The sequence below is a fragment of the Variovorax sp. S12S4 genome (assembly GCF_023195515.1).
GTDB lineage: Bacteria > Pseudomonadota > Gammaproteobacteria > Burkholderiales > Burkholderiaceae_C > Variovorax.
On the sequence record NZ_JALPKR020000002.1, the window covers coordinates 2,078,465 to 2,102,138 of the forward strand.

The 23,674-nt window shown below is 66.6% G+C and carries 18 protein-coding genes; 6 read left to right on the forward strand and 12 right to left on the reverse strand.

All coding sequences use genetic code 11. The annotated features are described in order from the left end of the window. Positions 1 to 18: 18 nt before the first annotated feature. The 6 genes from M0765_RS10395 to argE all read right to left on the reverse strand — a co-directional run bounded on the left by M0765_RS10395 (position 19) and on the right by argE (position 8,761). On the reverse strand, positions 19 to 1,968 hold the full coding sequence (locus M0765_RS10395; RefSeq protein WP_258503540.1) for an acetyl/propionyl/methylcrotonyl-CoA carboxylase subunit alpha: 1,950 nt from the start codon (positions 1,966 to 1,968) through the stop codon (positions 19 to 21). Continuing rightward, complete coding sequence (locus tag M0765_RS10400; RefSeq protein ID WP_258503541.1) at positions 1,965 to 3,575, reverse strand: acyl-CoA carboxylase subunit beta; 1,611 nt, start codon at positions 3,573 to 3,575, stop codon at positions 1,965 to 1,967. Before M0765_RS10400 ends, M0765_RS10395 begins: the two co-directional genes overlap by 4 nt. 72 nt (positions 3,576 to 3,647) lie before the next feature. Beyond that, positions 3,648 to 4,421, reverse strand: a complete 774-nt coding sequence (locus M0765_RS10405; protein ID WP_258503542.1) for an MHYT domain-containing protein — start codon at positions 4,419 to 4,421, stop codon at positions 3,648 to 3,650. A 145-nt stretch (positions 4,422 to 4,566) separates the two neighbouring features. Continuing rightward, positions 4,567 to 6,231, reverse strand: a complete 1,665-nt coding sequence (locus tag M0765_RS10410; protein ID WP_258503544.1) for a hypothetical protein — start codon at positions 6,229 to 6,231, stop codon at positions 4,567 to 4,569. Positions 6,232 to 6,339: 108 nt separating this feature from the next. Then, positions 6,340 to 7,602 carry a DUF445 domain-containing protein gene (locus tag M0765_RS10415; RefSeq protein WP_258503545.1) on the reverse strand — a complete coding sequence of 421 codons (1,263 nt, stop codon included), beginning with the start codon at positions 7,600 to 7,602 and terminating at the stop codon, positions 6,340 to 6,342. Beyond that, entirely contained in the window at positions 7,595 to 8,761 is a 1,167-nt protein-coding gene (argE, locus tag M0765_RS10420; protein WP_258503547.1) for an acetylornithine deacetylase, read from the reverse strand. The genes M0765_RS10415 and argE overlap by 8 nt, the downstream gene beginning before the upstream one ends. Before the next feature lie 99 nt (positions 8,762 to 8,860). On the opposite strand from argE, the gene M0765_RS10425 reads away from it, so the two are divergent. From M0765_RS10425 to M0765_RS10435, 3 genes are all read left to right on the forward strand, one after another. Continuing rightward, entirely contained in the window at positions 8,861 to 10,057 is a 1,197-nt protein-coding gene (locus M0765_RS10425) for a glycerophosphodiester phosphodiesterase (protein ID WP_258503548.1), read from the forward strand. Positions 10,058 to 10,217: 160 nt separating this feature from the next. Next, positions 10,218 to 11,420 (forward strand): M20 aminoacylase family protein, encoded by a 1,203-nt coding sequence (locus M0765_RS10430; RefSeq protein WP_258503549.1) that lies wholly within the window; start codon positions 10,218 to 10,220, stop codon positions 11,418 to 11,420. Continuing rightward, positions 11,417 to 12,511, forward strand: coding sequence for a M14 family metallopeptidase (locus M0765_RS10435; protein ID WP_258503550.1), 1,095 nt, complete (start codon positions 11,417 to 11,419; stop codon positions 12,509 to 12,511). The genes M0765_RS10430 and M0765_RS10435 overlap by 4 nt, the downstream gene beginning before the upstream one ends. A 30-nt stretch (positions 12,512 to 12,541) precedes the next feature. Here M0765_RS10435 and M0765_RS10440 read toward each other — a convergent pair whose 3' ends face one another. Continuing rightward, positions 12,542 to 13,666, reverse strand: a complete 1,125-nt coding sequence (locus M0765_RS10440; RefSeq protein ID WP_258503551.1) for an ABC transporter substrate-binding protein — start codon at positions 13,664 to 13,666, stop codon at positions 12,542 to 12,544. A 56-nt stretch (positions 13,667 to 13,722) separates the two neighbouring features. Here M0765_RS10440 and M0765_RS10445 point away from each other — a divergent pair, with 56 nt between their 5' ends. From M0765_RS10445 to M0765_RS10455, 3 genes are read left to right on the forward strand one after another with little or no spacing between them, the layout of a single operon-like run. After that, positions 13,723 to 15,810: a molybdopterin-containing oxidoreductase family protein gene (locus M0765_RS10445; RefSeq protein ID WP_258503552.1), complete on the forward strand. Its 2,088-nt coding sequence runs from the start codon at positions 13,723 to 13,725 to the stop codon at positions 15,808 to 15,810. Continuing rightward, entirely contained in the window at positions 15,807 to 16,943 is a 1,137-nt protein-coding gene (locus tag M0765_RS10450; protein ID WP_258503553.1) for an aminopeptidase, read from the forward strand. Before M0765_RS10445 ends, M0765_RS10450 begins: the two co-directional genes overlap by 4 nt. Continuing rightward, positions 16,936 to 17,262, forward strand: a complete 327-nt coding sequence (locus tag M0765_RS10455) for a polyhydroxyalkanoic acid system family protein (RefSeq protein WP_258503554.1) — start codon at positions 16,936 to 16,938, stop codon at positions 17,260 to 17,262. The genes M0765_RS10450 and M0765_RS10455 overlap by 8 nt, the downstream gene beginning before the upstream one ends. 21 nt (positions 17,263 to 17,283) lie before the next feature. On the opposite strand, the gene M0765_RS10460 is transcribed toward M0765_RS10455, so the two are convergent. The 5 genes from M0765_RS10460 to M0765_RS10480 form a co-directional block, all read right to left on the reverse strand. Beyond that, positions 17,284 to 18,021 (reverse strand): SDR family oxidoreductase, encoded by a 738-nt coding sequence (locus M0765_RS10460; protein ID WP_258503555.1) that lies wholly within the window; start codon positions 18,019 to 18,021, stop codon positions 17,284 to 17,286. 324 nt (positions 18,022 to 18,345) lie between these two features. Further along, entirely contained in the window at positions 18,346 to 19,872 is a 1,527-nt protein-coding gene (locus M0765_RS10465; protein ID WP_258503556.1) for an FGGY-family carbohydrate kinase, read from the reverse strand. A gap of 14 nt (positions 19,873 to 19,886) precedes the next feature. Next, the gene (locus tag M0765_RS10470) at positions 19,887 to 21,017 is read right to left on the reverse strand and encodes an alcohol dehydrogenase catalytic domain-containing protein (RefSeq protein ID WP_258503557.1); all 1,131 of its coding nucleotides are present in this window, start codon (positions 21,015 to 21,017) and stop codon (positions 19,887 to 19,889) included. Between the two features lie 155 nt (positions 21,018 to 21,172). Further along, the gene (locus M0765_RS10475; protein ID WP_258503558.1) at positions 21,173 to 22,153 is read right to left on the reverse strand and encodes an ABC transporter permease; all 981 of its coding nucleotides are present in this window, start codon (positions 22,151 to 22,153) and stop codon (positions 21,173 to 21,175) included. Beyond that, a complete protein-coding gene (locus tag M0765_RS10480; RefSeq protein WP_258503559.1) occupies positions 22,150 to 23,670 on the reverse strand; it encodes a sugar ABC transporter ATP-binding protein in 1,521 nt (506 codons plus the stop codon). Before M0765_RS10480 ends, M0765_RS10475 begins: the two co-directional genes overlap by 4 nt. Positions 23,671 to 23,674 lie beyond the last annotated feature (4 nt).

Consider the following 23,674-nt stretch of genomic DNA (forward strand, 5'->3'; position numbering starts at 1 on the left):
TGCGCAGAAGCAGCGTTGTCAGGCATCGGCTATTTCCGCCACCACATGGCGCGCGGCCACCTGTGCGCCGACGGCCACATGCAGCGCGGCCAGCCGGCCGGCACGCGGCGCGCAGTGCACATGTTCCATCTTCATGGCCTCGAGCGTGACGAGCGGCTGGCCGGCGGCCACGGTGTCGCCCTCCGCCGCCAGCAGCGCGATGACGCGGCCGTTCATCGAGGCGCGCAGCAGCCCGTCGGCGGCAGCAACACCCTCGCGCGCGACAGCGACATGGGTGAGGTTGTCGAGCTGAAACGGCCGCCCGCGAAAGTGAAAGAAGAGGCGGCCCACCGGTCCGTGCGCCACCACCGCTTGCTCGGCCAACCCGTTGCAACAGAAGCGCACATACCCTTCGCCGGGCAGCGTTAGCAGATCGATGCGCACGGGAGGATGTTCGCCAATGGAAATGTCGAAACGGCCAGCGCCAAGAGGCTGCACGCGCGCCTGGCAGTTCGTTCCATCAAGCGCAAAGCGCAATGCATTCGGCAGCCTGTGGGCGAGCGGCGAGGGCCAGCCGTGCTCTCCGAGCTGGAGCAACAGCGCAGCGAGCAACCTGGCGCGCGCTTCGGCCGCGTCATCGGGTGCGAGCAAGCCGTCGAGCTGTTCGGCGATGAATGCGGTGGTCGCCGCACCGCTTTCGAACACCGGATGCGCCAGTGCGCGCTGCAGCAGCTGCTGGTTCGTGGCAACGCCCAGCGCCACCGTGTCTTGCAGGCCGGCGAGCAGCCGTTGCCGGGCTTCGTCGCGCGTGCGGCCGTGCGCCACCAGCTTGGCAATCATCGAGTCGTAGAAGGGCGGCACCGCAGCGCCATCGCGCAGCGCGTGTTCGGTGCGCAAGGCGGCTGACGGACGCCACGCGGCGAGCGTGCCGCTTTGCGGCAGAAAGCCTTGCCGCGGGTCTTCGGCGCACAGGCGCACTTCGATCGCGTGGCCGCTCATGCGCACATCCTGTTGCGTCAAGGGCAGCGGTTCACCGGCCGCGATGCGCAGTTGCAACTCGACCAGGTCGAGCCCCGTCACCGCTTCGGTCACCGGATGCTCCACCTGCAGCCGCGTGTTCATTTCCATGAACCAATAGCGCCCCTCGGCATCGAGCAAGAACTCCAGCGTGCCCGCACCTTCATAGCCGATGGCCTTTGCGGCGGCGACCGCCGTTGCGCCCATGCGTTCGCGCAACGCTGCGGAAACGGCCGGCGAGGGCGATTCCTCGATCACCTTCTGGTGCCGCCGCTGCACCGAGCAGTCGCGCTCGCCCAGGTGAATGGCGTTGCCGTGCCGGTCGGCGAACACCTGGATCTCGATGTGGCGCGGCGCCACGATGGCGCGCTCCAGGATCACGGTCGCATCGCCGAAGGCATTGAGCGCTTCCGATTGCGCGCTCTGCAGCAGTGCGGCAAAGGCCCCGGCCGAGGGCACCAGGCGCATGCCGCGTCCGCCGCCTCCGGCTGTTGCCTTGATCATCACGGGCCAGCCGATGCGCGCGGCTTCGGCGGCGAGCCTGGACTGGCTCTGGTCTTCCCCTTGGTAGCCCGGAATGCACGGCACGCCGGCCGTCTGCATCAGCCGCTTCGCGCCGGCCTTGTCGCCCATTGCGCGAATGGCTTCGGGCGAGGGGCCGATGAAGACGAGGCCCGCATCGCGGCAGGCCTGTGCGAACGCCGCGTTCTCGGCGAGAAAGCCGTAGCCCGGATGCACCGCTTGCGCGCCGCTCGCACGCGCGGCATCGACGATGGCTGCAATGTTCAGGTAGCTCTGCGCGGGCAGCGATTCGCCGATCCACACCGACTGGTCGGCCTGGCGCACATGCTCCGCGTCGGCGTCGGCCGTCGAATACACGGCCACCGTGCGGCAGCCCATGGCACGCGCGGTGCGCATCACGCGGGCCGCGATCTCGCCGCGGTTGGCTACCAGAATCTTGCTGAAGCTCATGGCCGCGCCACCGAGAACTGCATGGCCTGCGGCATGCGCGCATCGGCATCGCGGCAGACGGAGAGCACTTCGGCCAGCACCGCCCGCGTGTCGCGCGGGTCGATCACGCCGTCGTCCAGCAGCAGCGCGCTGGTGGTGAACACGCTCATCTGCCGATCGAAGCGCTCGACGATCTGCTGCTGCATCGCATCGATCTTCGCGTGATCGACAGCACCTTTGCGCGCCATGCCCGCTTCCATCACGATGGCCATGGTTCTTGCCGCCTGCTCGCCGCCCATCACGGCAGTGCGCGCGTTCGGCCATGAAAAGCAGAAGCGCGGCGCGAAGCCGCGGCCGCACATGCCGTAGTTGCCCGCGCCGTAGGAGGCGCCGCAATGCAGCGTGATCTGCGGCACGGTGGCGCTGGTCACCGCCTGGATCATCTTGGCGCCGTGCTTGATGATGCCGGCCTCCTCATGCGCGCGGCCCACCATGTAGCCCGTGATGTTCTGCAGGTACACGATGGGCGTGCGCGACTGGCAGCAGGCCTGGATGAAATGCGTGGCCTTGGTGGCGCCGTCGGAGTCGATGGGGCCGTTGTTGGTGACGATGCCCACGGCATGGCCTTCGAGCCGGATGTGGCCGCACACCGTCGCGCTGCCGTAGTGCTCGCTGAATCCGAGGAACTCGGAGCCGTCGGCAATGCGCGCAATCACCTCGCGCATGTCGACCGGCCGGCGCCCGTCGCCCGGCATGATGCCGAGCAGTTCTTCGGCTTCATAGAGCGGCGGCGCAAACTTGCGCGGGGCTTCGTCGCGGGTCCAGTCGATGCCGCCCAGGATGGAGCGGGCGATGCGAATGGCGTCGCGGTCGTCTTCCGCCAGGTAGTCGCCCAAGCCCGAGATGTGCGTGTGCATCACGGCGCCGCCCAGCTCTTCCTCGGTGGCAATTTCGCCGGTGGCGGCCTTGAGCAGCGGCGGGCCGGCCAGGAACGCGCGGGTGCGGTCCCGCACCATCACGATGTAGTCTGAAAGGCCCGTCTGGTAGGCGCCGCCCGCGGTCGAGGAGCCGTGTGTCACGGTCACCACCGGAAGCCCCGCGGCCGAGAGCCGCGCCAGGTTGCGAAAGATGCCGCCGCCGCGCACGAAGTCCTGCACGCGGTATTGCATGAGATTGGCGCCCGCGCTTTCCACCAGCTGAACATAGGGCAGCTTGTTTTCGAGCGCGATCTCCTGCATGCGCAGCTGCTTGTCCAGGCCCATCGGCTGCAGCGCACCGGCGTCGATGCCGGAGTCGGAAGCGCTCACCATGCAGCGCACGCCGGCCACCCGCCCAATGCCCGCGATCACCCCGCCGCCGGGCACGCTCCTGCCGAGGTCCTGGTGGTCATGGCCCAGGCCGGCCAGCGAGGCCAGCGGCAGAAAAGGCGCGCCGGTGTCGAGCAGCAGCGCCAGGCGCTCGCGCGGCAGCAGCTGCCCGCGCCCGGCAAAACGCTCGGCCGAGGCATTCGAGGCCGCCGCCGAGCGCGCCTCGTGCGACCGCACCTCGGCAAGCAGCGCGAGCATGCCGGCGCGATGGGCCTGGAAGGATTCGCTGGCCGCGTGCAGCCGGGATTCGATGGCGGGCATGAGGGAGTCAGTGCAGATCGCTTTAGCTCTGCACCGACTCTAGGGCGCCGATGCGCGCCCGGCTTGCGCCAATTAGCTGGTGCGGACCCGCCGCGCCGCAGCGGGGGCATCCAGGCTGGTGCCCGTGATCACCCAGTAGATGAAGATCAGCACCGCGCCGGCCGTGCCGAACACCGACAAGCCCATGTAGTTGCCGCCGATGGCGAGCGCATCGGTCGGAGCGGCGGCAGTGCAGATCATGTTGGCGGCGCTCATGCCCACGTAATGCATGGTGCACACCGCCACGCCCATCACCGCGGCGGCGGCCACCTTGTGGCTCAGCCGGCGCAGGTTGAAGGCCAGCCACAGGGCCGCGCCCGCGGCAGTGATGGCAATGGCCACGGACAGGCCGACGATGTTGAGATCGAAATCCATCGAGGCGCGCATGTTCATGGCAAACATGCCCATGTAGTGCATCACGCAAACGCCCAGGCCCGCCAGCAGGCTGCCGGCCAGCCAGCCCGGCTTGCTGAATTTGCTTCGCCCGCCCGCCAGGTATAGCGCAATGCCGGAGATGAGGATGGCCGCCACCAGGGACACGACGGTCAGCGGCACGTTGTATGAAATGCCCACCGGCAGCCGGTAGGCCAGCATGCCGATGAAATGCATCGACCAGATGCCGATGCCGCCCAGCGCCACGGCGGCGCAAGCCACCACCGCCAGGTTCGGTTTACCGTCCGCCCCGACCATGCGCCCTGCGCAGATCAGCGCCACCAAAGAACCCGCGAACGAAATGAGGAAAGAGAGCGCCACCAGGCCGAGCGAATACTCGGGCGATAGCAACTGGCCAACAACGAGGGGGGTCATGCTTTGTTCTCCTGGAAAAAGAACGACTCACCGCCGTGGGATCGGGTGTGGAAAGGGTTGTAACGAGTCGTTCGCGGACGAGTTTGTAATAGTTGTTTTTAAAAGTAAACAGAATTTGGTGCGGTTTTGTTTACCTTCTCACACCTCATCGTTGAGGCCGAATCCGGTAGATCGCATTGTTCCGGTCGGCGGCCACGTAGATGCTTCCGTCACCGCCCACGGCAACGCCTGTCACCACATAAGGCGGCGGCAATCCGGGGCCCGCGGCCAGGCCGATCGGCAGGTTTTCCGCCACGTTGCGGCGCGAGCCGTTCGCGGGATCGATTTCCACCAGCCGGCGCGCCGCGCTCTCGGCCACGATGAAGCTGCCCCAAGGCGTTTGCGCCAGGCCTTCAGGCAACGCCAGCCCCTCGGCAATCGCACGGAGCGGCGCGCTCGCGTCGAGTGGAATGCGGGTCAGCTTGCCGGCCGCCTCGGTCACATAAAGAGCGCCGTCCTGGCCGATGATCATTTGCACGGGGCCGCTCAGCCCGCTAGCGAGCACTTGCTTGTCTGCAAACTTGGCACCGCGGGCGCGCGTGATGCTGCCGGTGGCGATCTCGGCATAGATCACGCTGCCGTCGGCCATGGGCAGGGCGTCGAAAGGCGCCTTCAATCCGTGAATGGTCTCGACGGTTCGCAGCGTCTGGCGGTCGACCAGCTGCACCGTGCCCGTGAACCACGAGGTCAGCGCAAACAGCTTGCCCGAGAGACCGACGGCGAAGGGATAGTCGAGGTCCGGATCGCGCTGCATCCGGAACACGTCGCGCACTTCGCCGGTGCGCACATCCACCTGGCGAAAGCCGAACACATCGGCCACCCAGAGCGTGTGGCCCTCGATCTTCAGGCCCGCGGGTGCCGCGAGCTTGCCGCTGGTGAGCGTGCGCAGCGCACCGGTGGCGGGGTTGAAGGCCTGCACCTCGTTGTTGGCCATGTTCGAGATGTAGATGGTGCCATCGGGCGTGTCGCGTGCAATGGCCAGGTTGTCGAGCGACGGGCGCAGCTGCTTCGCGACGGTCTTGCGGCCGGTGGCCAGGTCCACGCGCACCAGCTCGCCGCTGCGCGCATCGACCACCCAGAGGTTGCCCTTGCCGTCCAGATTGGCCGCGGCGGGAATCTTGAAGCCGTCGGCAATCACGGTCATCTGGCCGTTGGCCGGGTCGATCTTCACGACCTGGCCCTTGAACCAGAGCGGCCCGTAGAGCATGCCGTCCGGGCCGACCTCGAAGCCGTTGAAGCCGCCCATGTCCTTCTTGATGAGCCGCGGCGGCTTCTGGCCTTCGCGGTCGATTTCCCAGAGCGCATCGCCCAGGAACACCTGCGAGGCATAGAGCTTGTTGTTGCGGCGGTCGAAGTCGAGCGAGTTGAGGCCGGGCAGGTCCTTGGCGAGTACCCGCATCGGCGCGCCGTCGCTCTCGCGGTAGCGCAGCATGCCCATGAGGTAGTTGGTCCAGGCCAGCTCGCCCTTGGGGCCGACCGAGATGTCGTCCGCCTGGCCCTCGGGCGCGTCGATCAGCACCTTGGCCGCGCCGGTGGTGCGGTCGACCTCCCACAGCGTGTTGCCGAGCACGGAGCCGGCAAGCAGCCGGCCCTTGGCATCGATGGCCAGGCCGTGCACGCCCGAGAAGGAAGACGGCGGCACCAGCGCCTCGGGTGCGGCCCATGACGCGGGCCGGGTGGTGGGCGGCGGTGCGACAACGGTGCTGCAGGCGCCCAGCAGGGCGAGCGTGGCGGTCAGCGCGGCGGCAGCGCGCAACAGGCGACGGGGCATGCCTTCTCCTTCTTGTGGTTGCGCGCGCAGTCTAGAAGGAGGAGGGGGATGCGGCGCAGTCGCTACTGCGACATGTGCGGCAACATGCGGACTTTCTTCCGCTGTGGATTACCCGCGCAGCAGCTGCGTCGCGGTGTGGATCAACAGCCCCACCAGGCCGCCCACCAGCGTGCCGTTGATGCGGATGAACTGCAGGTCGCGGCCGATGTTGCGTTCGAGCTCCACGGTCATCTCCTCCGCATTCCATTCGGCGACCCGCTCTTCGATGTAGCGCCGGATGTCTTCGCGGTAGCGTTCGATGGCCAGCGGCGCGGCCGCCTCGATCTGCTCGTTGATCCAGCGGCGGATCGCTTCGTCGGCCTGCAGGCGCGCACCCAGCGCACCGGCCATCGACGCGATGCGGCGGCGGATCGTCGAATCGCCTCGGCCCAGGTCGTCATGCAGCCACGCGAGCAGCTCGCTCCACAACCCATGCAGGTAATCGCCCAGCGCGGGGTGGGCCATCAGCTCGGCGCGGATCTGTTCGCCGCGCTGCTGGAACTCGGGGTCGAGCTTCAGCCGCACCACGAAGTCGTCGACAAAGTGATCAAAGCGCTTGCGCATCGGGTGGCCGGGTTCGGCCGCCAGCTCGGCAATGGTGCGCGCCACTGCTGCAACGATCTTGCGCGTGGCGATCTTGGCCGCCACCTGGTCGAGCCCCACGTAGCGCAGCGTTTTTATCTCGCGCGCAATGGCTTCGGTGATGTGCGCCTGAACCTCTTCGCCTTCGAGCAGGCCGGCCACCTGCTGCAGCACATCGTCGAGCAGGGCCTGGTGGCGCCCGCCCGCGGTGAGTGCGTCCAGCGCCTGGCCGGTCAGGCGCGAGAGGTCGATCTTCTCCAGGCCCGCCGCCGCGGCACGGCCCATGAAGGCGCGAACCCGCTCGTCGTCGAACGCCGAGAGGCCGTAGCGCGCGGCGGCCACGCCCCATTCGCCCAGCTTCTCGCCGCTGGCGGGGCGGGCCAGCCACTCGGCAATGCGGCCGGCCGCGTCGAACGCCCGCAGCTTGGCCAGCACCTGCTCGGTGCCGAGAAAGTTGTTGCAGATGAAGCCGGCCAGCTTGGCGCCGATGCGGTCCTTGTTGCTGGGGATGATGGCCGTGTGCGGAATCGGCAAACCCAGCGGGTGGCGGAACAGCGCCACCACCGCGAACCAGTCGGCAATGGCGCCGACCATCGCGGCCTCTGCAAAGGCGGCCACGTAGCCCCAGGCCGCGTGCTCGTCGTGCAGCGCGCTGGCCAGCGCGTACAGCAGCGCCGCGGCGCACAGCAGGCCCAGCGCGACGCGCTTCATGCGTTGCAGCGCGCCGCTGCCGTGGTGGTCTTCAGCCAATGGTCGGCGTGGCCGCGAGGCGTTCCATGAACAGTTCGCAGCGCGCCAGCTGCTCCAGGCTCACGAACTCGTCGGGCTGGTGCGCCTGGTTGATGCTGCCGGGGCCGCACACCACGGTGGGAATGCCGGCATTCTTGAAAAGGCCCGCTTCGGTGCCGAAGGCCACCAGTGTGGTGCGGTCTTCGCCCGCCAGGCGCTGGGCAAGCAGCGTGATGGGGTCGTCCGCCGCACCAAGGAAGCTCGGGATCTCGCAGATCGTTTCGAACCTGAAGCCCGCATCCGGCGCCACCTTCTTCATCGCGGGCTCGATGCTCGCGGCATAGGCCAGCACGTCGGCCTGCATGCGCTTTGCATCGGCGGTGGGAAGGTCGCGGAATTCATAGCGGAACTCGGCGTCGCGCGGCACCACGTTGTCGGCAATGCCGCCGTGGAACTGGCCCACGCTCGCGGTGCTGAAGGGCACGTCGAAGCCTTCGTAGCGCGGCTCGCTGCGCTCGAAGCCCTCGGCCATGTCGCGCACCTTGCCGACCACGCGCGCCGCCATCTCGATGGCGTTGACCGAGTGCGGCGTGAGCGACGAATGCGCCTCCTTGCCGCGCACGCAGCACTTGTAGCGGTACACGCCCTTGTGCGCGATGGCCGGCACCATGCTGGTGGGCTCGCCCACGATGCAGGCCAGCGGCTTGATGTTGGCGTCGCGCATGTCGGCAATCAGTTCCTTCACGCCGAAGCAGCCGATTTCTTCTTCATAGCTGAAGGCGAAGTGCACCGCGTAAGGCGAGTCGCTTTCCAGGAAGCGCTTGGCGTTGGCAAGGGCGATGGCGATGAAGCTCTTCATGTCCGCCGAGCCGCGGCCGTAGAGGCGCTCGTTCTGCACCACGGCCGAGAGCGGGTCGACGCTCCATTCCTGCCCGTCCCAGGGCACCGTGTCGGTGTGGCCCGAAACGATGACGCCGGCCGGCTTGCCTTCGCCGAGGGTGGCGAACAGGTTGGCCTTGGTGCGTTCGGCGTTGTAGGTGATGCGGCTTTTGACGCCCAGCGCGGCCAGGTGGCTCTGTGCGAGGTCGATCAGTTCGAGGTTGCTGTTCGCGCTGATGGTGTTCATGCGCACGAGCGCCTGGGCCAGGGCGAGGCTTTGAGGGGAAAGCGTATGGAGCATGCAACAGATTGTCCAAGAAGTCGGCCCCGCGCGCCGCGGGTGCCGCTGCTGTCATGCGAAGCGGGTACCCTGCGCCTCTTTTGGATGGAGAAAAAGACGATGCGCAACCTTCAGCTGGCTCTCTCTGCAACCGCTGCCCTCTGCCTTGCCGCCTGCGGTACCACCGGCCCCGGCGGTTCTCCCGGAAAGCTGCTGACGCTCGACGGCCAGCCGCCGCTGGTCATTGCGCACCGCGGTGCCTCGGGCTTGCTGCCGGAGCAGACGCTCGAGTCTTATGCGCGCGCCATCGAACTGGGCGCCGACGTGATCGAGATGGACTTGGTCTCCACCAAGGACGGCGTGCTCATTGCCCGCCACGACCCCAACCTGGCCATCAGCACCGACGTGGCCAAGCACCCGCGTTTCGCCTCGCGCAAGAAGACCATCAAGGTCGACGGTGAAACCCAGACCGGCTGGTTCAGCAACGACTTCACGCTGGCCGAAATCAAGATGTTGGGCGGTATTTCGACCGACCCCGAGCGCCCGCAGGAATTCAACGGCAAGTTCAAGATTGCCACCTTCCAGGAGATCATCGATTTCGCCAAAGCCAAGTCGAAGGAAACCGGCCGCACCATCGCGATCTATCCCGAGACCAAGAACCCGACTTACTTCCGCGACCTGGGTCTGCCGATGGAAGACAAGGTCATCGCGGCCATCAACGCCGCCGGCTGGAACAGCAAGACCGCGCCCATCTACGTGCAGTCGTTCGAGCCCGGCAGCCTCAAGTACATGAAGAGCAAGGGCCTGAACACCCGGCTCATCCAGCTGATCGACGGCGACGGCATCGACATGAAGACCGGCGCCATGACCTATGCCGTGCCGGTCGACCGTCCCTACGAATGGACCAAGGCGGGCGACAAGCGCAACTTCGACGTCATGGTCACGCCCGCGGGCCTGGCCGAAATCAAGACCTATGCCGACGGCATCGGCCCGTGGAAGCGCTACATCGTGAGCATCAAGGGCAGCATCGGCGCCGACGGCAAGCCGATCGACGTCAACAAGGACGGCAAGATCAACGACGCCGACGCCACCTCGGTTTCGCCCACCACGCTGATCGCCGACGCCCACAAGGCGGGCTTGTTCGTGCACCCGTTCACCTTCCGCAACGAGTCGCGCCGCCTGGCGGCCGACTACAACAAGGACGGCAAGAACGAGTACGCGATCTATTACAAGCTCGGCGTGGACGGCGTTTTCACCGACTTCACCGACACGGCGATTGCCGCGCGCGCCGACTACCTGAAGAGCATGGGGCGCTGAGTCTTTGCGGGGAACACCGCGGAACCGGCTTTGCCGGGCCGCTGGTGTTGCCCCCGGCGAGGGGGAGGGAGAAGCGACACGAAGTGCGCGAAGCCTGGGGGAGTGCGTAATTACCCGGCACGGTCTTTGCGGTGGTGCCGCAAAGCCTAGACTGTGCCCCATGAAACTCATCGATTCGCTCGTCACGCAGGCGGCCGGCATCGCCGCCGTGCGGCGTGACCTTCACGCCCACCCCGAACTCTGCTTTGAAGAAGTCCGCACCGCCGATGTGGTGGCAGGCAAGCTCACGGAATGGGGCATTCCCATTCACCGGGGCCTGGGCACCACCGGCGTGGTGGGCATCGTCAAGAACGGCACCAGCAGCCGCGCCGTCGGCCTGCGCGCCGACATGGACGCGCTGCCCGTCACTGAGCTCAACACCTTCGCCCATGCCAGCAAGCACCACGGCAAGATGCACGCCTGTGGGCACGACGGCCACACCGCCATGCTGCTGGCCGCGGCGCAGCACTTGGCGAAGAACCGCAACTTCGACGGCACGGTGTACCTGATCTTCCAGCCGGCCGAAGAGGGCGGCGGCGGCGCGCGCGAAATGATCAAGGAAGGGCTCTTCGAGCAGTTCCCCATGGACGCCGTGTTCGGCATGCACAACTGGCCCGGCATGAAGGCCGGCCAGTTCGCGGTGAGCCCGGGCCCGGTAATGGCGTCGGGCAACAAGTTCTATGTCAACGTGATCGGCAAGGGCGGCCATGCCGCGCTGCCGCAGACCGGCATCGACCCGGTGCCGATCGCCTGCGAGATCGTGCAGGCCTTCCAGACCATTCTCACGCGCAAGATGAAGCCGACCGATTCGGCCGTGATCTCGGTCACCACCATCCACGCGGGCGAAACCAACAACGTGATTCCCGACAACTGCGAGTTGACGGGCACCGTGCGTACCTTCTCCATCGAGGTGCTCGACATGATCGAGGCGCGCATGAAGAAGATTGCCGATCACATCTGCGCGGCGCACGACGCGACCTGCGACTTCCGCTTCGAGCGCTACTACCCGCCGACCGTCAACACCGAGGCCGAGGCCGACTTCGCGCGCCGCGTGATGGGCGGCATCGTCGGCGCGGAAAACGTGCTGCGGCAGGAACCCGCCATGACCTCGGAAGACTTCGCCTTCATGCTGCAGGCCAAGCCGGGCGCCTATGCCTTCATCGGCAACGGCGACGGTTCGCACCGCGACGTGCACCACGGCGAAGGGCCGTGCACGCTGCACAACGCGAGCTACGACTTCAACGACGACCTCATTCCCTTGGGCGCCACCTGCTGGGTGCAACTGGCCGAGCAGTTCCTGAAGCCCGGAGGAAACGCATCTTGATCGGCATCGGGGAGGCGTTTTCGCCGCGCTACGCCCAGGCGCGCCAGAAATTCCTGCAGGCCTGCGTGAGCGCGGGCCTCACAGTCGAGCCGCATGCGCATCCGGACAAGGGGCAGGACGGCGAAGAGCTTTCGATGGACGTGGCGCTCGACGGCGATGCGAATGCGGAGCGCCTGCTGATCGTCTCCAGCGCCTGCCATGGCGTGGAGGGCCATTGCGGCAGCGGCGTGCAGGTGTTCGCTCTGCACGACGCCGAATGGCGCGAGAAGGCCAAGGCGCAGGGTGTTGCGGTGCTGTACGTGCACGCGCTCAATCCGCACGGCTTTTCATACGGGCGGCGCGTCACGCAAGAGAATGTCGACCTGAACCGCAATTTCGTCGATTTCTCGCAGCCGCTGCCGGTCAACCAGGCCTATGCCAAGCTGCATCCGCTGCTATTGCCCGACGCCTGGCCGCCCACGCCCGAGAACCAGGCCGCGGTCGATCAATGGATCGAGAAACATGGTGTCGCTGCTTTCCAGGCGGCCGTCACCGGCGGTCAATACCAGTTTGACGACGGGCTGTTCTTTGGCGGCAAGGCGCCAACCTGGAGCAACAAGACGCTGCGCAATGTGCTGCGCCGCCATGCGGCCGGCACGCGCCGGCTGGGCTGGATCGACCTGCACACCGGGCTCGGGCCGAACGGCATCGGCGAACGCATCTTCGCGGGACGGGATAACAAGGCGGCCTACGCGCGCGCCAATGCCTGGTGGGGCGCGCCCGCGGCGCCGGTGACGTCGATCTACGACGGCTCGTCGACCTCGGCGCTGCTGAGCGGCCTCATCAGCGAAGCGGTGTACCAGGAATGCCCGCAGGCCGAATACACCGGCATTGCGCTCGAATACGGCACGCTGCCGATGCTCGACGTTCTGGGCGCCCTGCGCGCCGACCACTGGCTGCACAAGCACCCTGAAGCGCCAGCCGAGCTGGCCGACGGCATTCGGGCGCGAATGCGCGATGCCTTCTATACCGACACCGACGCCTGGCGCGGCCAGGTGGTCAGCCAGGCCCGCCAGGCCATGTTCCAGGCCGTGGACGGCTTGAGCAGCTGACGCAAGAAGCGGGGCGCGATGCCCCGGTGGTCAGGTCCTGATCTTGCCGTCCGCGGTGATCATCGACAGCTCGACGAACTTCGAGCCGACGTGGTTCTTGGGAGAGAACGACACCTCGAAGCCGCCGAACTGCTGGCGGTCGATGCTCTCCAGCCCCGCGATGAGGCCGTCGCGCGAGACCTTGCCCGGCGCGCGCCGCAAGCCCTCGGTCAGCACCTTGGCGGCAAGGTAGCCTTCCATGCTCGAGAAATTGGCGCTCGCCGCGGCGCCGGCCTTCTTGACCGCGTCGCTGAATTCGCGCGTGATCGCGTTGGCGGGGTTGTAGGGCGAGGGCACCACCTGCGTCACCATCACGCCCGCGCCGCCCTTGCCGAGCTCGTCGGCCAGCGCCTGGGTACCCACGAAAGACACATTGAAGAAGGTGCCGCCGTAGCCGGCCTTGCGGGCCTCGCGAATGAAAGCCGCGCATGCCTTGTAGGCACCGACCTGAACCACCGCGTCGGGGCGCGCCGCCACGATGCTCTTCACGGCCGAGGCCACGTCGACCGAGTTGCGCTCCACCGTGGCCAGCGCCACCGGCTTGAGGTCCTGCTGCGAAAGCGCCAGGGTCACGCCGTCGAGACCGGCCTTGCCGTAGGCGTCGTTCTGGTAGAAAACCGCGATCTTCTTCAGGTGCAGGTGCGTGAGCTGCTTCACGATGAGCGCGGTCTCGTCGTTGTACGAGGCGCGCAGGTGGAATACGTTCTTCTGGAACGGCTCGCGCAGCGACATGGCGCCGGTGAACGGCGCGATGAAGGGCACCTTGTCCTTCACCGCGAGCGGCAGCGCCGCCATGCTGGTGGGGGTGCCGATGTAGCCGAACAGCGCGAACACGTCTTCCTCGATCAGCTTCTGCGTGTTGGCCGCGCAGCGGTCGGGCTCATAGCCGTCGTCCAGGTTCTTGATCACCACCTGGCGGCGGCCGGCCTGGGCGTTGTATTGGTCCAGGAACAGCTTGGCACCCTGGTGAAACTGAATGCCGAGCTGAGCGGCCGGGCCGGTGAAGGGGGCCGATTGACCCAGAACCAGCGGCGTGTCGCCTTGGGCCCTGGCCAGCTGGAAGCCACCCAGCGCCGCCGCGCCGGTGGCCAGTGAAAAATGTCTGCGATTCATCATGGTGAAAACCTCTTGCGCAATGCCGCGCACTACCCGGAAAACTTTAGACTTGCCGGATGGACGATGCCCCGGTCTCTACAACTGCTGTTCTCCCCACCGAAACTTCCACGGTCCTGGGCGCTTGCCCGCACGACTGTCCGGACACCTGCGCGCTGGTCACCACCGTCACAGACGGCGTGGCCGTAAAGCTGCAGGGCAATCCGGCCCATTCGCACACCGGCGGCGTCCTTTGCACCAAGGTTTCACGCTACATCGAGCGCAACAGCCATGCCGAGCGCCTCGTGCAGCCCATGAAACGCATCGGTCCCAAAGGCAGCGGCCAGTTCGAACCCGTAAGCTGGGACGCCGCTCTTGACGACATCGCCGCGCATCTCCGTGCATTGCAGACAGATCCAGAAACAATTGTGCCTTATAGTTACGCAGGCACCATGGGTCTTGTGCAGGGCGAGTCCATGGACCGTCGTTTTTTCCACAAGCTGGGCGCGACGCTGCTGGACCGCACCATTTGCTCCATGGCCGGCGGCGAGGCGATGGTCTACACCCTGGGCGCCAAGATCGGCATGCGGATCGAGTTTTTCGCCGAGGCAAAGCTCATCCTGATCTGGGGCAGCAACTCCATTGCGAGCAACCTGCACTTCTGGCGCCATGCGCAGGCTGCCCGGCGCGCCGGGGCGCGGCTGGTGTGCATCGACCCGCGCAAGACCGAAACCGCCGACAAGTGCGACGAGCACATCGCCCTGCTGCCCGGCACCGATGCGGCGCTGGCCCTGGCGCTGATGCACGAACTCATCGTGCACGACTGGCTCGACCACGACTACATTGCCAACCACACCCTGGGCTGGGAGCAGCTGCGCGAGCGCGCCCTGCAATGGCCGCCGTCGCGCGCCGCCGCCGTGTGCGGCGTGCCCGAGGCGCAGATCGTGGCGCTGGCGCAGGCCTACGGCACCACCAAGCCGGCCGCCATTCGGCTGAACTACGGCATGCAGCGCGTGCGCGGCGGCGGCAACGCGGCGCGCGCCATTGCCTGCCTGCCCGCGCTGGTGGGCGCCTGGCGCGACCGCGCGGGCGGGCTTCTGCTGAGCAGTTCGGGCCACTTTCCGGCCGACCGCGCCGCGCTGCAGCGGCCCGACCTGCTTGCCGGGCGCCAGCCGCGCACCGTCAACATGAGCACCATCGGCGACGCGCTGCTCGACGAGGCCAAGCCGGTGAAGGCCATCGTGGTCTACAACAGCAACCCGGTCGCGGTGGCGCCCGAGTCGGGCAAGGTGGTGGCGGGCTTTGCGCGCGAAGACCTCTTTACCGTGGTGCTGGAGCAGTTCCAGACCGACACCGCCGACTACGCCGACTACCTGCTGCCCGCCACCACCCAGCTCGAGCATTGGGACATCCACTGCAGCTATGGCCACACCGACGTGCTGCTGAACCGCCCCGCGGTTGCGCCGCGCGGCGAGGCGCGCAGCAACGCATGGATCTTCCGCGAGCTGGCGCGCCGCATGGGTTTCGACGAACCCTGCTTCTCCGAAGACGACGAGACCTTGTGCCGCACCGCTTTTGCGCCCGGCGCCATCGACTACGAAGAGCTGCTCGCGCAAGGCTTCACCAGCCTGCCGCTGCCCGAAGCGCCTTTTGCCGACGGCAAGTTTCCGACGCCTTCGGGCCGCTGCGAATTCTTCAGCGCACGGCTGCAGGCGCAGGGCATGGACGGGTTGCCCGACCACGTGCCCAACTACGAGCCGGCGGGCGGCTCGGCCGAATTTCCGTTGGCAATGATTTCGCCGCCGGCGCGCAACTTTCTCAACTCGACCTTCGTCAACGTGACGAGCCTGCGCGCCATCGAAGGCGAGCCGCTGCTCGAGATCCACGAGGCGGACGCCGCCGCGCGAGGCATCGAGAACGGCGCCACGGTGCGCGTGTTCAACAGCCGCGGCGAGCACCGCTGCCGCGCCGAAGTCTCGCGCCGCGCGCGGCCCGGCGTGGTGCACGGCATGGGCATCTGGTGGCGCAAGCTCGGCATGGACGGCACCAACGTCAACCAGCTCACCAGCCAGCGCCTGACCGACATCGGCCGCGGCCCGACCTTCTATGACTGCCTGGTCGAAGTGGAGCGTATTGCTCCCTCTCCCTCCGGGAGAGGGTTGGGGTGAGGGCTGCCCCCGTATTCGCGCTGGCCGGCGCGCTGCTGTTGCTCGGCGGCTGCGCCGACCTCGGCTACTACTGGCAATCGGCAAGCGGCCACATCGGCATCATGCGGGCCGCCAAGCCGGTGCCCGAGTGGCTGGCCGACCCGGCTGTTTCCGAGCCGCTGAAAGCCAAGCTCGAACTCGCGCAGCGCATCCGCCGCTTTGCCGTGACCGAACTGGCGCTGCCCGACAACCCCAGCTACACCTCGTACGCCGACCTGCGCCGCCGCGCCGCGGTGTGGAACGTGGTGGCCGCGCCGCCGTATTCGCTCACGCTCAAGAACTGGTGCTTTCCGGTGGCCGGCTGCGTGGGGTATCGCGGCTATTACGACGAGGCTGCGGCCAAGGCCGAAGCCGAGGCACAAAGCGCCAAGGGCCTGGAAACCGCCGTCTACCCCGTGCCGGCATATTCCACGCTGGGCTGGATGAACTGGGCCGGTGGCGACCCGCTGCTTTCCACCTTCATCGGCTACCCCGAAGGCGAGCTGGCGCGCATCGTGTTTCATGAACTCGCGCACCAGGTGCTCTACGTGCCCGGCGACACGGTCTTCAACGAGTCGTACGCCACGGCGGTGGAGCGCATCGGCGGCGCTCTGTGGCTGCAGCGCGAAGCCAGCGAAGCGGCGCGCAGCGAATATGCGCGCTTCGATGCGCAGCGCCAGCAGTTCCGCGCGCTGGCCCTCAACACGCGCCGAGCGCTCAACCAGGTGTACGAATCCGCGCAGGCCAAGGCTGGCGACTGGACGGCAGTCGGCGCCATGAAAAAGGCGGCGATGGACGACTTTCGCGAGCGCTACGCCCGGCTGCGCGCAGAATGGCAAGGCCCGCGCCAGGGTGCGTACGACCTTTGGGTGGCCCGAGCCAACAACGCGACCTTTGCAGCCCAGGGCGCCTACGACGACCTGGTGCCCGGCTTCGAGGCGCTGTTCGACCGCGAAGGGCGCAACTGGCCGCGCTTCTACAAGGAGGTGCGCCGCATTGCCGCGCTGCCGTCCGTGGAAGAACGGCGCCACGCATTGCAGACGGCCACCGGCGTCCTGCAGACGAACAATTCCATCCACAAGAACCAAGACAACCACGGAGATCACGGTGCCTGACATCCATATCGAACGAAACCACGCGCTGGGCATTGCCGGCGCACGCGAAGTCGCACGCCAATGGATGCAACAGGTCGAGCAGGACTACGGCCTGGAATGCACCTACACCGAAGGCGAGACCCACGATGTTGCGCAGTTCAGCCGCGCCGGCATCGACGGCACCGTGGAGGTCACGGCCACCACGTTGACGCTGGAGGCCACGCTGGGTTTTTTGTTCAGCAGCTTCAGCGACCAGATCGAGCAGAAAATTGCGAAGAACCTCGACGCGCTGCTCGACGCGCTGCTCGACGCGCCCGGCGGCAAGAGCCGCTTTGCCTGACGGCTCTTAGCCGCAGCAGCTTCAGACGATGGTGTAGCCGCCGTCGACCGGCAGCGCCGCACCGCTGATCATCGATGCGCCATCGGAGAGCAGAAACAAGACCGGCGCCACCACTTCGTCGACCTGCGCAAACCGCCCCAGCGGAATATTCCTGAGCGCAGCCGCGCTCTTTGCGGGATCAGCCCAGGCCTGCTCGGCCATGGGCGTGAGCGTGACGGTCGGGTTCACGCTGTTCACGCGAATGCCGTGGGGCCCAAACTCAAGGCACAGCGAACGCGTGATCGCATCCATGGCAGCCTTCGACGCACAGTAGCAAAGATGCGCATCGAGCGCGACCAGCGAAGCCTGGCTCGACACATTGACGATGCTGCCGCGCACGCCGGCCGAGACCATCGCCTTGCCGCAGCGCGAGGCCACCAGCGCGGCGGCGCGCGCGTTGACGGCCATCACGGCATCGAAATTCTTGGGCTGGAAGTCGAACGCCGATTCGAGCAATGCGATACCGGCGCAGTTCACCACGAGATCGAAGGCTGGCAACGCTGCGAGTTCTCGTTCCAGTGCGGCCGTATCTTCGACGTCGATCACCAGTGGGGTGCAACCGGCTTCTGTGTGCAGGGCATCGAGTGCCGAGGCATTGCGGCCCACGGCTGTTACCGATGCGCCTGATTGTGCGAGCCGTATGGCTACTGTGCGGCCGATGCCGCTGCTGGCGCCGGTCACGAGGGCGCGTTTGGCGGAGAAGTCGAAGGAGGTTTTCATGATGGTTGTTTACTGTGGTGTGCGCTGGAATGCATTCGGGGCGTGTGCAAAGGCCACCGGGTACTCCCCTCCGCGAATGTCCCCCGCCTTCGGCTCCTCCTTTATTTCGCTGCGGGGAGCACCCGATGCCCTGTGCACTGGGGCACGCCGCTGGTGTTCCGCTGAACAACGACCGCTCTTTGCAACGCTCCCGCTGGCGGGGTGCCTTGCGCAGCGAAATAAAGGAGGAGCCCGAAGGGCGGGGGACATTCGCGGAGCAAGGTACCCCGTCGGCGGGAGCGCGCCCTGAATGACCCCCAACGCAACAAACCGAAGAGCAAGATTTCACGTCAGCCCATGCATCGCATCACGCAATGCGGGATAAAGAGATTTGTAGATATCGAAGCGCTTGCGATAGATCGCCTGCACTTCAGGTTGCGGCCGCGCGCGTTCCACCAGCGTGACCCAGCCGCGCTCCGCAGCCGCGGCATCCACCAGACCCGCACCAAGCGCCGCGAGCATTGCAGCGCCGAGAGCCGCCTCGACTTCTTCCTCGATGGTGAACACCGGGTAGCCCGTGATGTCCGCCACGATCTGCATCCAGAGGTCCGAATGCGCGGCGCCACCGACCACGATCAGTCGGTCGTCCAGCGGTTGTTCGCTTTGCCGGCTTGCCTCGATGTTGTGCTGCAGCGCGAAGCTCACGCCCTCGAGCACCGCGCGATACAGGTGCGCGCGGCTGTGCGCGAGGGAGAGGCCGATGAACGCGCCCTTGGCTTGTGCATCCCAGATGGGGCTGCGCTCGCCCATCATGTAGGGCAGGAAGACCAGGCCTTCCGCGCCGGGCGGCACGTCGACGGCCTTGCGTTCGATCAGTGCATGCGCGTCCTCGCCCGTGCGCGCGGCTTCGGCCATTTCGGCCTGGCAGAAGGTCTCGCGGAACCACGTGACGGCTGCGCCCGCTGTGATGGCGCCGCCGAACACATAGCTGCGGTCCGCGCCGCGGTACACATGAGGCATGGTGATGAGCTTGTGGCGCGCATCCACCGTGGGGCTCACGAAGCCCCAGCACATGCTGGTTCCGATCGTCGCGACGTGATCGCCGCTGCCGGTGACGCCGGCGCAGAAAGTTGCCACGGCCGCATCCACGCCGCCGGCCATGAGCGGCATGCCTTGGGCGAGGCCCAGCTTGGCGGCCCATTCGGCGTTCAGGCCGCCGACCACGTCGCTCGATTCGACCAGGCGCGGCGGCATCATGCGCGCCGAGATGCCGAGCATGCCGAGTGCTTCTTCCGACCAGCTGCGCTGCGCCGCGTCGTACACACCGCCGATGTTGCCGGCCGAGCTGTGGTCGACCGCGAGTTCGCCCGTGAGCCGCCAGTTGACATAACTGTTGGGCGGCAGGAAGTAGCGTGTTTTCGCCCATACCTCGGGCAGGTGCTCGCGAATCCACAGCATCTTGGTGAAGCCGTAGTAGCTGTCGATGCCGTTGCCGGTAATCGCTTGCAGCCGCGCCACATCGACGGTCGCGTTCACCGCGTCGACCTCTGCGGTGGCGCGGCGGTCCATCCAGATCAGGCACGGGTGCAGCGGCTGCATCGCCTCGTCTACCGGGATGCCCGCGCCGCCGTAGAGGCTGCTCACGCACATGGCGGCAATATCGGCTGGCGCGATGCCGCTCTTCGCGACGCAGGCGCGCACGCTTTCGCACACTGCATCGAACCACACCTCGCAGTCTTGCTGCGCCCACAGCGGCTTCGGCGTTTCCGGCTGGTAGGCCACGCTGCTTTGCGAAAGCACCTTGCCGTCGATGCCGACCAGCAGGCACTTGGTGCTCTGCGTGCCGATGTCGACGCCGATCACGTACTTCATAGCAACACCGTCCTTCAGGACCTGGGCTGCGGCTTGAGCAGCACCTTGATCGAATCGAGGGAGTTGGCCAGTTTGAAGGCGCGCTCCCACTCGGTCAACGGAAAGTCGTGCGTCACGATGCCCTTGGAGGTGACGAGCCCGCGCGCCAGCAGGTCGATGGCAATCGGGTAGCAGTAGGGCCCCAGGTGCGCGCCGCGCACGTCGAGCTCCTTGCGGTCGCCGATGATCGACCAGTCGGCGCTCGTCTCCGAGCCGAACACGCTGAACTCGACAAAACGGCCGAGCTTGCGGATCATGTCCAGCCCCTGCGTCACGCCGATGGGCGCGCCCGTGGTCTCGATGTAGACATCGCAGCCGTAGCCCTCGGTCAGGCCCTTGACGACCGCATCGGCGTTCTCGGTCTTCGGGTTGATCGTCACGTCGGCGCCGAACTGCTTCGCGAGCGCGAGCCGCTCGGGCACGAGGTCGATCACGATCAGCTTCTTCGGCGTCTTGAGCGCCGCCGCCTGCACCATCATCAGACCGAGCGGGCCGGCGCCCGCAATCACCACCACGTCGTCGAGCTGGATGTCGCCGCGGTTCACCGTGTGGATCGCGCACGAGAGCGGCTCGATGATGGCCGCGTCCTCCAGCGAAATGCCGTCGGGAATCTTGTGCACGCGCGAGGTCGGCGGCAGGCGCATGTAGTCGGCCATGCCGCCGTCGGCCACGATGCGCTGGAAGCCGAAGATGTTGTGCACTTCGCACATCCAGTATTTGCCCGAAGTGCAGAAGCGGCACTTGTCGCAAGGCACGATCTGCTCGGCAATCACACGGTCGCCTTTCTCCACGCCAAAGTGCTCGGCTGCGCCTTCGCCGAGTGCCTCCACGTAGCCGAAGAATTCATGGCCGGGGACCACGGGTGCCTTGACCCACGAGGGCTGGCCGTCGCCGCCCCAGAACATCTTTGCGCCCGAATGGCATTTGCAGTCGGAGGCGCAGATGCCGCAGGCGGCGATGGAGATCAGCAGCTCGTTCGGGCCGATGGTGGGCACGTCGACGGTTTCGAGCCGGTAGTCCTTCGGGCCGTGGCAGACGACGGCCTGCATGGCGGCGAGCTTTCCGATCGCGCCCGATGCGCCGGGCTGGAGTTTTTGGTACGACATGGGTTCCTTGTGGTCAGAGGTTGTGTTGGGGTGGGTTTTCTCCCTCCCCTTCCGAGGGAGGGCAGGGGTGGGGGCAAGCGGCGTCACTACTGGGCACGCCCTGCCTGCCCCCATCCCAGCCTTCCCCCAGAAGGGGAAGGAGCAAGAACGGTGAGTCAGCGTTTGGCTTCTCGGCTGATGAAGATGGCGAGCAAGACAATGCCGCCCTTGATGATCAATTGCAGGTACGGCGACACGCCGATCATGTTGAGTCCGTTGTTCAGCACGCCCAGAAGCAGCGCGCCGACCAGCGTGCCCACGATGGCGCCGCGCCCGCCGGCAATGGACGTGCCGCCCATCACCACCGCCGCGATGGCGTCGAGTTCGAAGCCCACGCCCACGCCCGGCTGCCCGCTCGTGACGCGCGCCGCCTGCACGATGCCGGCCACGGCTGCGGTGAAACCGCTCAGCGCATACACCAGCAGCTTGTAGCGCGACACGCGCACGCCCGAGAGCCGCGTCGCTTCCTCATTGCCGCCGATGGCATACACATAGCGGCCGAACGGCGCCATGTTGAGCAACACATAGGCAACCAGGTAGGTGGCCAGCATGATGAGGATCGGCACCTTGATGCCCGCCAGCACGCCGCCGCCGAGAAAGGCGAACGAATCGGGCAACCCGTCGATCGGATAGCCGCCGGTGTAGATGAGTGCGATGCCGCGTGCAATGCCCATCGTGGCCAGCGTCACGATGATGGGCGGCATGCGAAGGTAGGCCACGCAATACCCGTTGAAGAGGCCGATCACCACGCCCACCGCCAGCCCGAGCGGCACCGCAAGCATCGGCGGCAGGCCGAACTGAACCATCATTCCCGAGGCCAGCGTGCCTGAGAGGGCCACCACCGCGCCCACCGAGAGATCGATGCCGCCGGTGAGAATGGCCGCTGTCATGCCCACCGCGATGATCGCGTTGATCGACGACTGCAGTGCAATGTTCTGCAGGTTGCCCCAGGAGAGAAAGTTGTCGGTCGCAACGATCATGAAGACCGAGATCGCGACCAGGCCGACCAGCGGCAGAAAGGCCGTGGAGCGGCGCAGCTGGGTGAAGAGCCCGCCGTCGGGTGTGGGCGGTGTGGGGTGGATGGCGGTTGCATTCATTGCGTGCCCCCTGTCGTTGCGTGGCGCATGATGTCGCCGGAGTTGATGGAGTCGCCCTCGAGCGTGGCCACGATGGCCCCGCCCGAAAACACAGCGACGCGGTCGCACATGCCCACGATCTCGGGCAGCTCGCTCGAAATCATGATGATGGCCTTGCCCTGCTGCGTGAGGTCGCGCATCAGGCTGTAGATCTCGGCCTTCGCGCCCACGTCGATGCCGCGCGTGGGCTCGTCGAAGATCAGCACTTCGCAATCGTGGTCAAGCCAGCGCGCAATCACCACCTTTTGCTGGTTGCCGCCCGAGAGCGTGGCAACGCGCGTTTCGATGCTCGGTGCCTTCACGCCCACACGCTTCGAGAGCTCGGCGGCCGACTGCTTCTCCGACTTCTGGCTCACCAGCCCGGCGCTCTTGTGCTTGCCCAGGTTGTTCATCGAGATGTTGAAGCGGATCGTGAAGTCGGTGATCAGCCCCTCAACCTTTCGGCTTTCGGGCAGCAGGCCGATGCCGTTCTCCAGCGCCTGCGTCGGGTCATTGAGCCGCACCGGCTTTCCGTTGCGCAGCACCGTCTTGCGGTGCACGCGGTCGGCGCCCATCATTCCGAGCGCGAGTTCGGTGCGGCCCGAGCCTACGAGCCCTGCAAAGCCAAGAATTTCGCCTTCGTGCAAATCGAAGCTGTTCACCGGCCCGCCCTTGGCGAGCTGGATCTCCGGCACCTCGAGCACCTTGCGCCCGCGCGGCGCGGGCACCGGCTTGGGCGGAAAGTTGTGCTCGATCTTGCGGCCGACCATCATCTCGACCAGCGCGTTCACATCGGTCGCGCCCACCTCCGCATGCCCTGCATTCGCGCCGTCGCGCAGCACGCTGATGCGGTCGCACACCTCGAAGATCTCATCCAGGTGGTGCGAGATGAAGATCATCGCCACGCCCTTGGCGCGCAGCTCCCGCATGATCTTGAACAGATGCCCGGCCTCATTGGGCGTGAGCGTGGCGGTCGGCTCGTCGAGCACCAGCAGCCGCGCCTTCAGCGACAGTGCCTTGCCGATTTCGACAAACTGCTGCTGCGCCACCGAGAGCCGGCAGATCGGCACGTCGAGGTCGATCTGCACGCCCAGCTCCTCGAAGATCGACTGTGCGGAGCGCTTCATGGCGGCCCTGTCGAGCAGCCCGAACCGGTTCTTCAGATAGCGGCCGAGAAAAATGTTCTCCACCGCGTTCAGGTACGGAATGAGGCTGAACTCCTGGAAGATGATGCCCACGCCCGCCGCGATCGCGTCGCCGTAGCCCGCGAACTGCCGCTCGCGGCCGTCGATGAAGATGCGGCCCTCATCGGCCTGGTAGATGCCGCCGAGGATCTTCATCAGCGTCGACTTGCCCGCACCGTTCTCGCCGAGCAGCGCGTGCACCTCGCCCTTGCGGATCGACAGGTCGATGCCCGAGAGCGCCTTCACGCCCGGAAAGCGCTTGGACACGCCTTCCAGCCGGAGCATCTCGAGGCCTTCTTCTGCGGGGGAGCTCATGGCC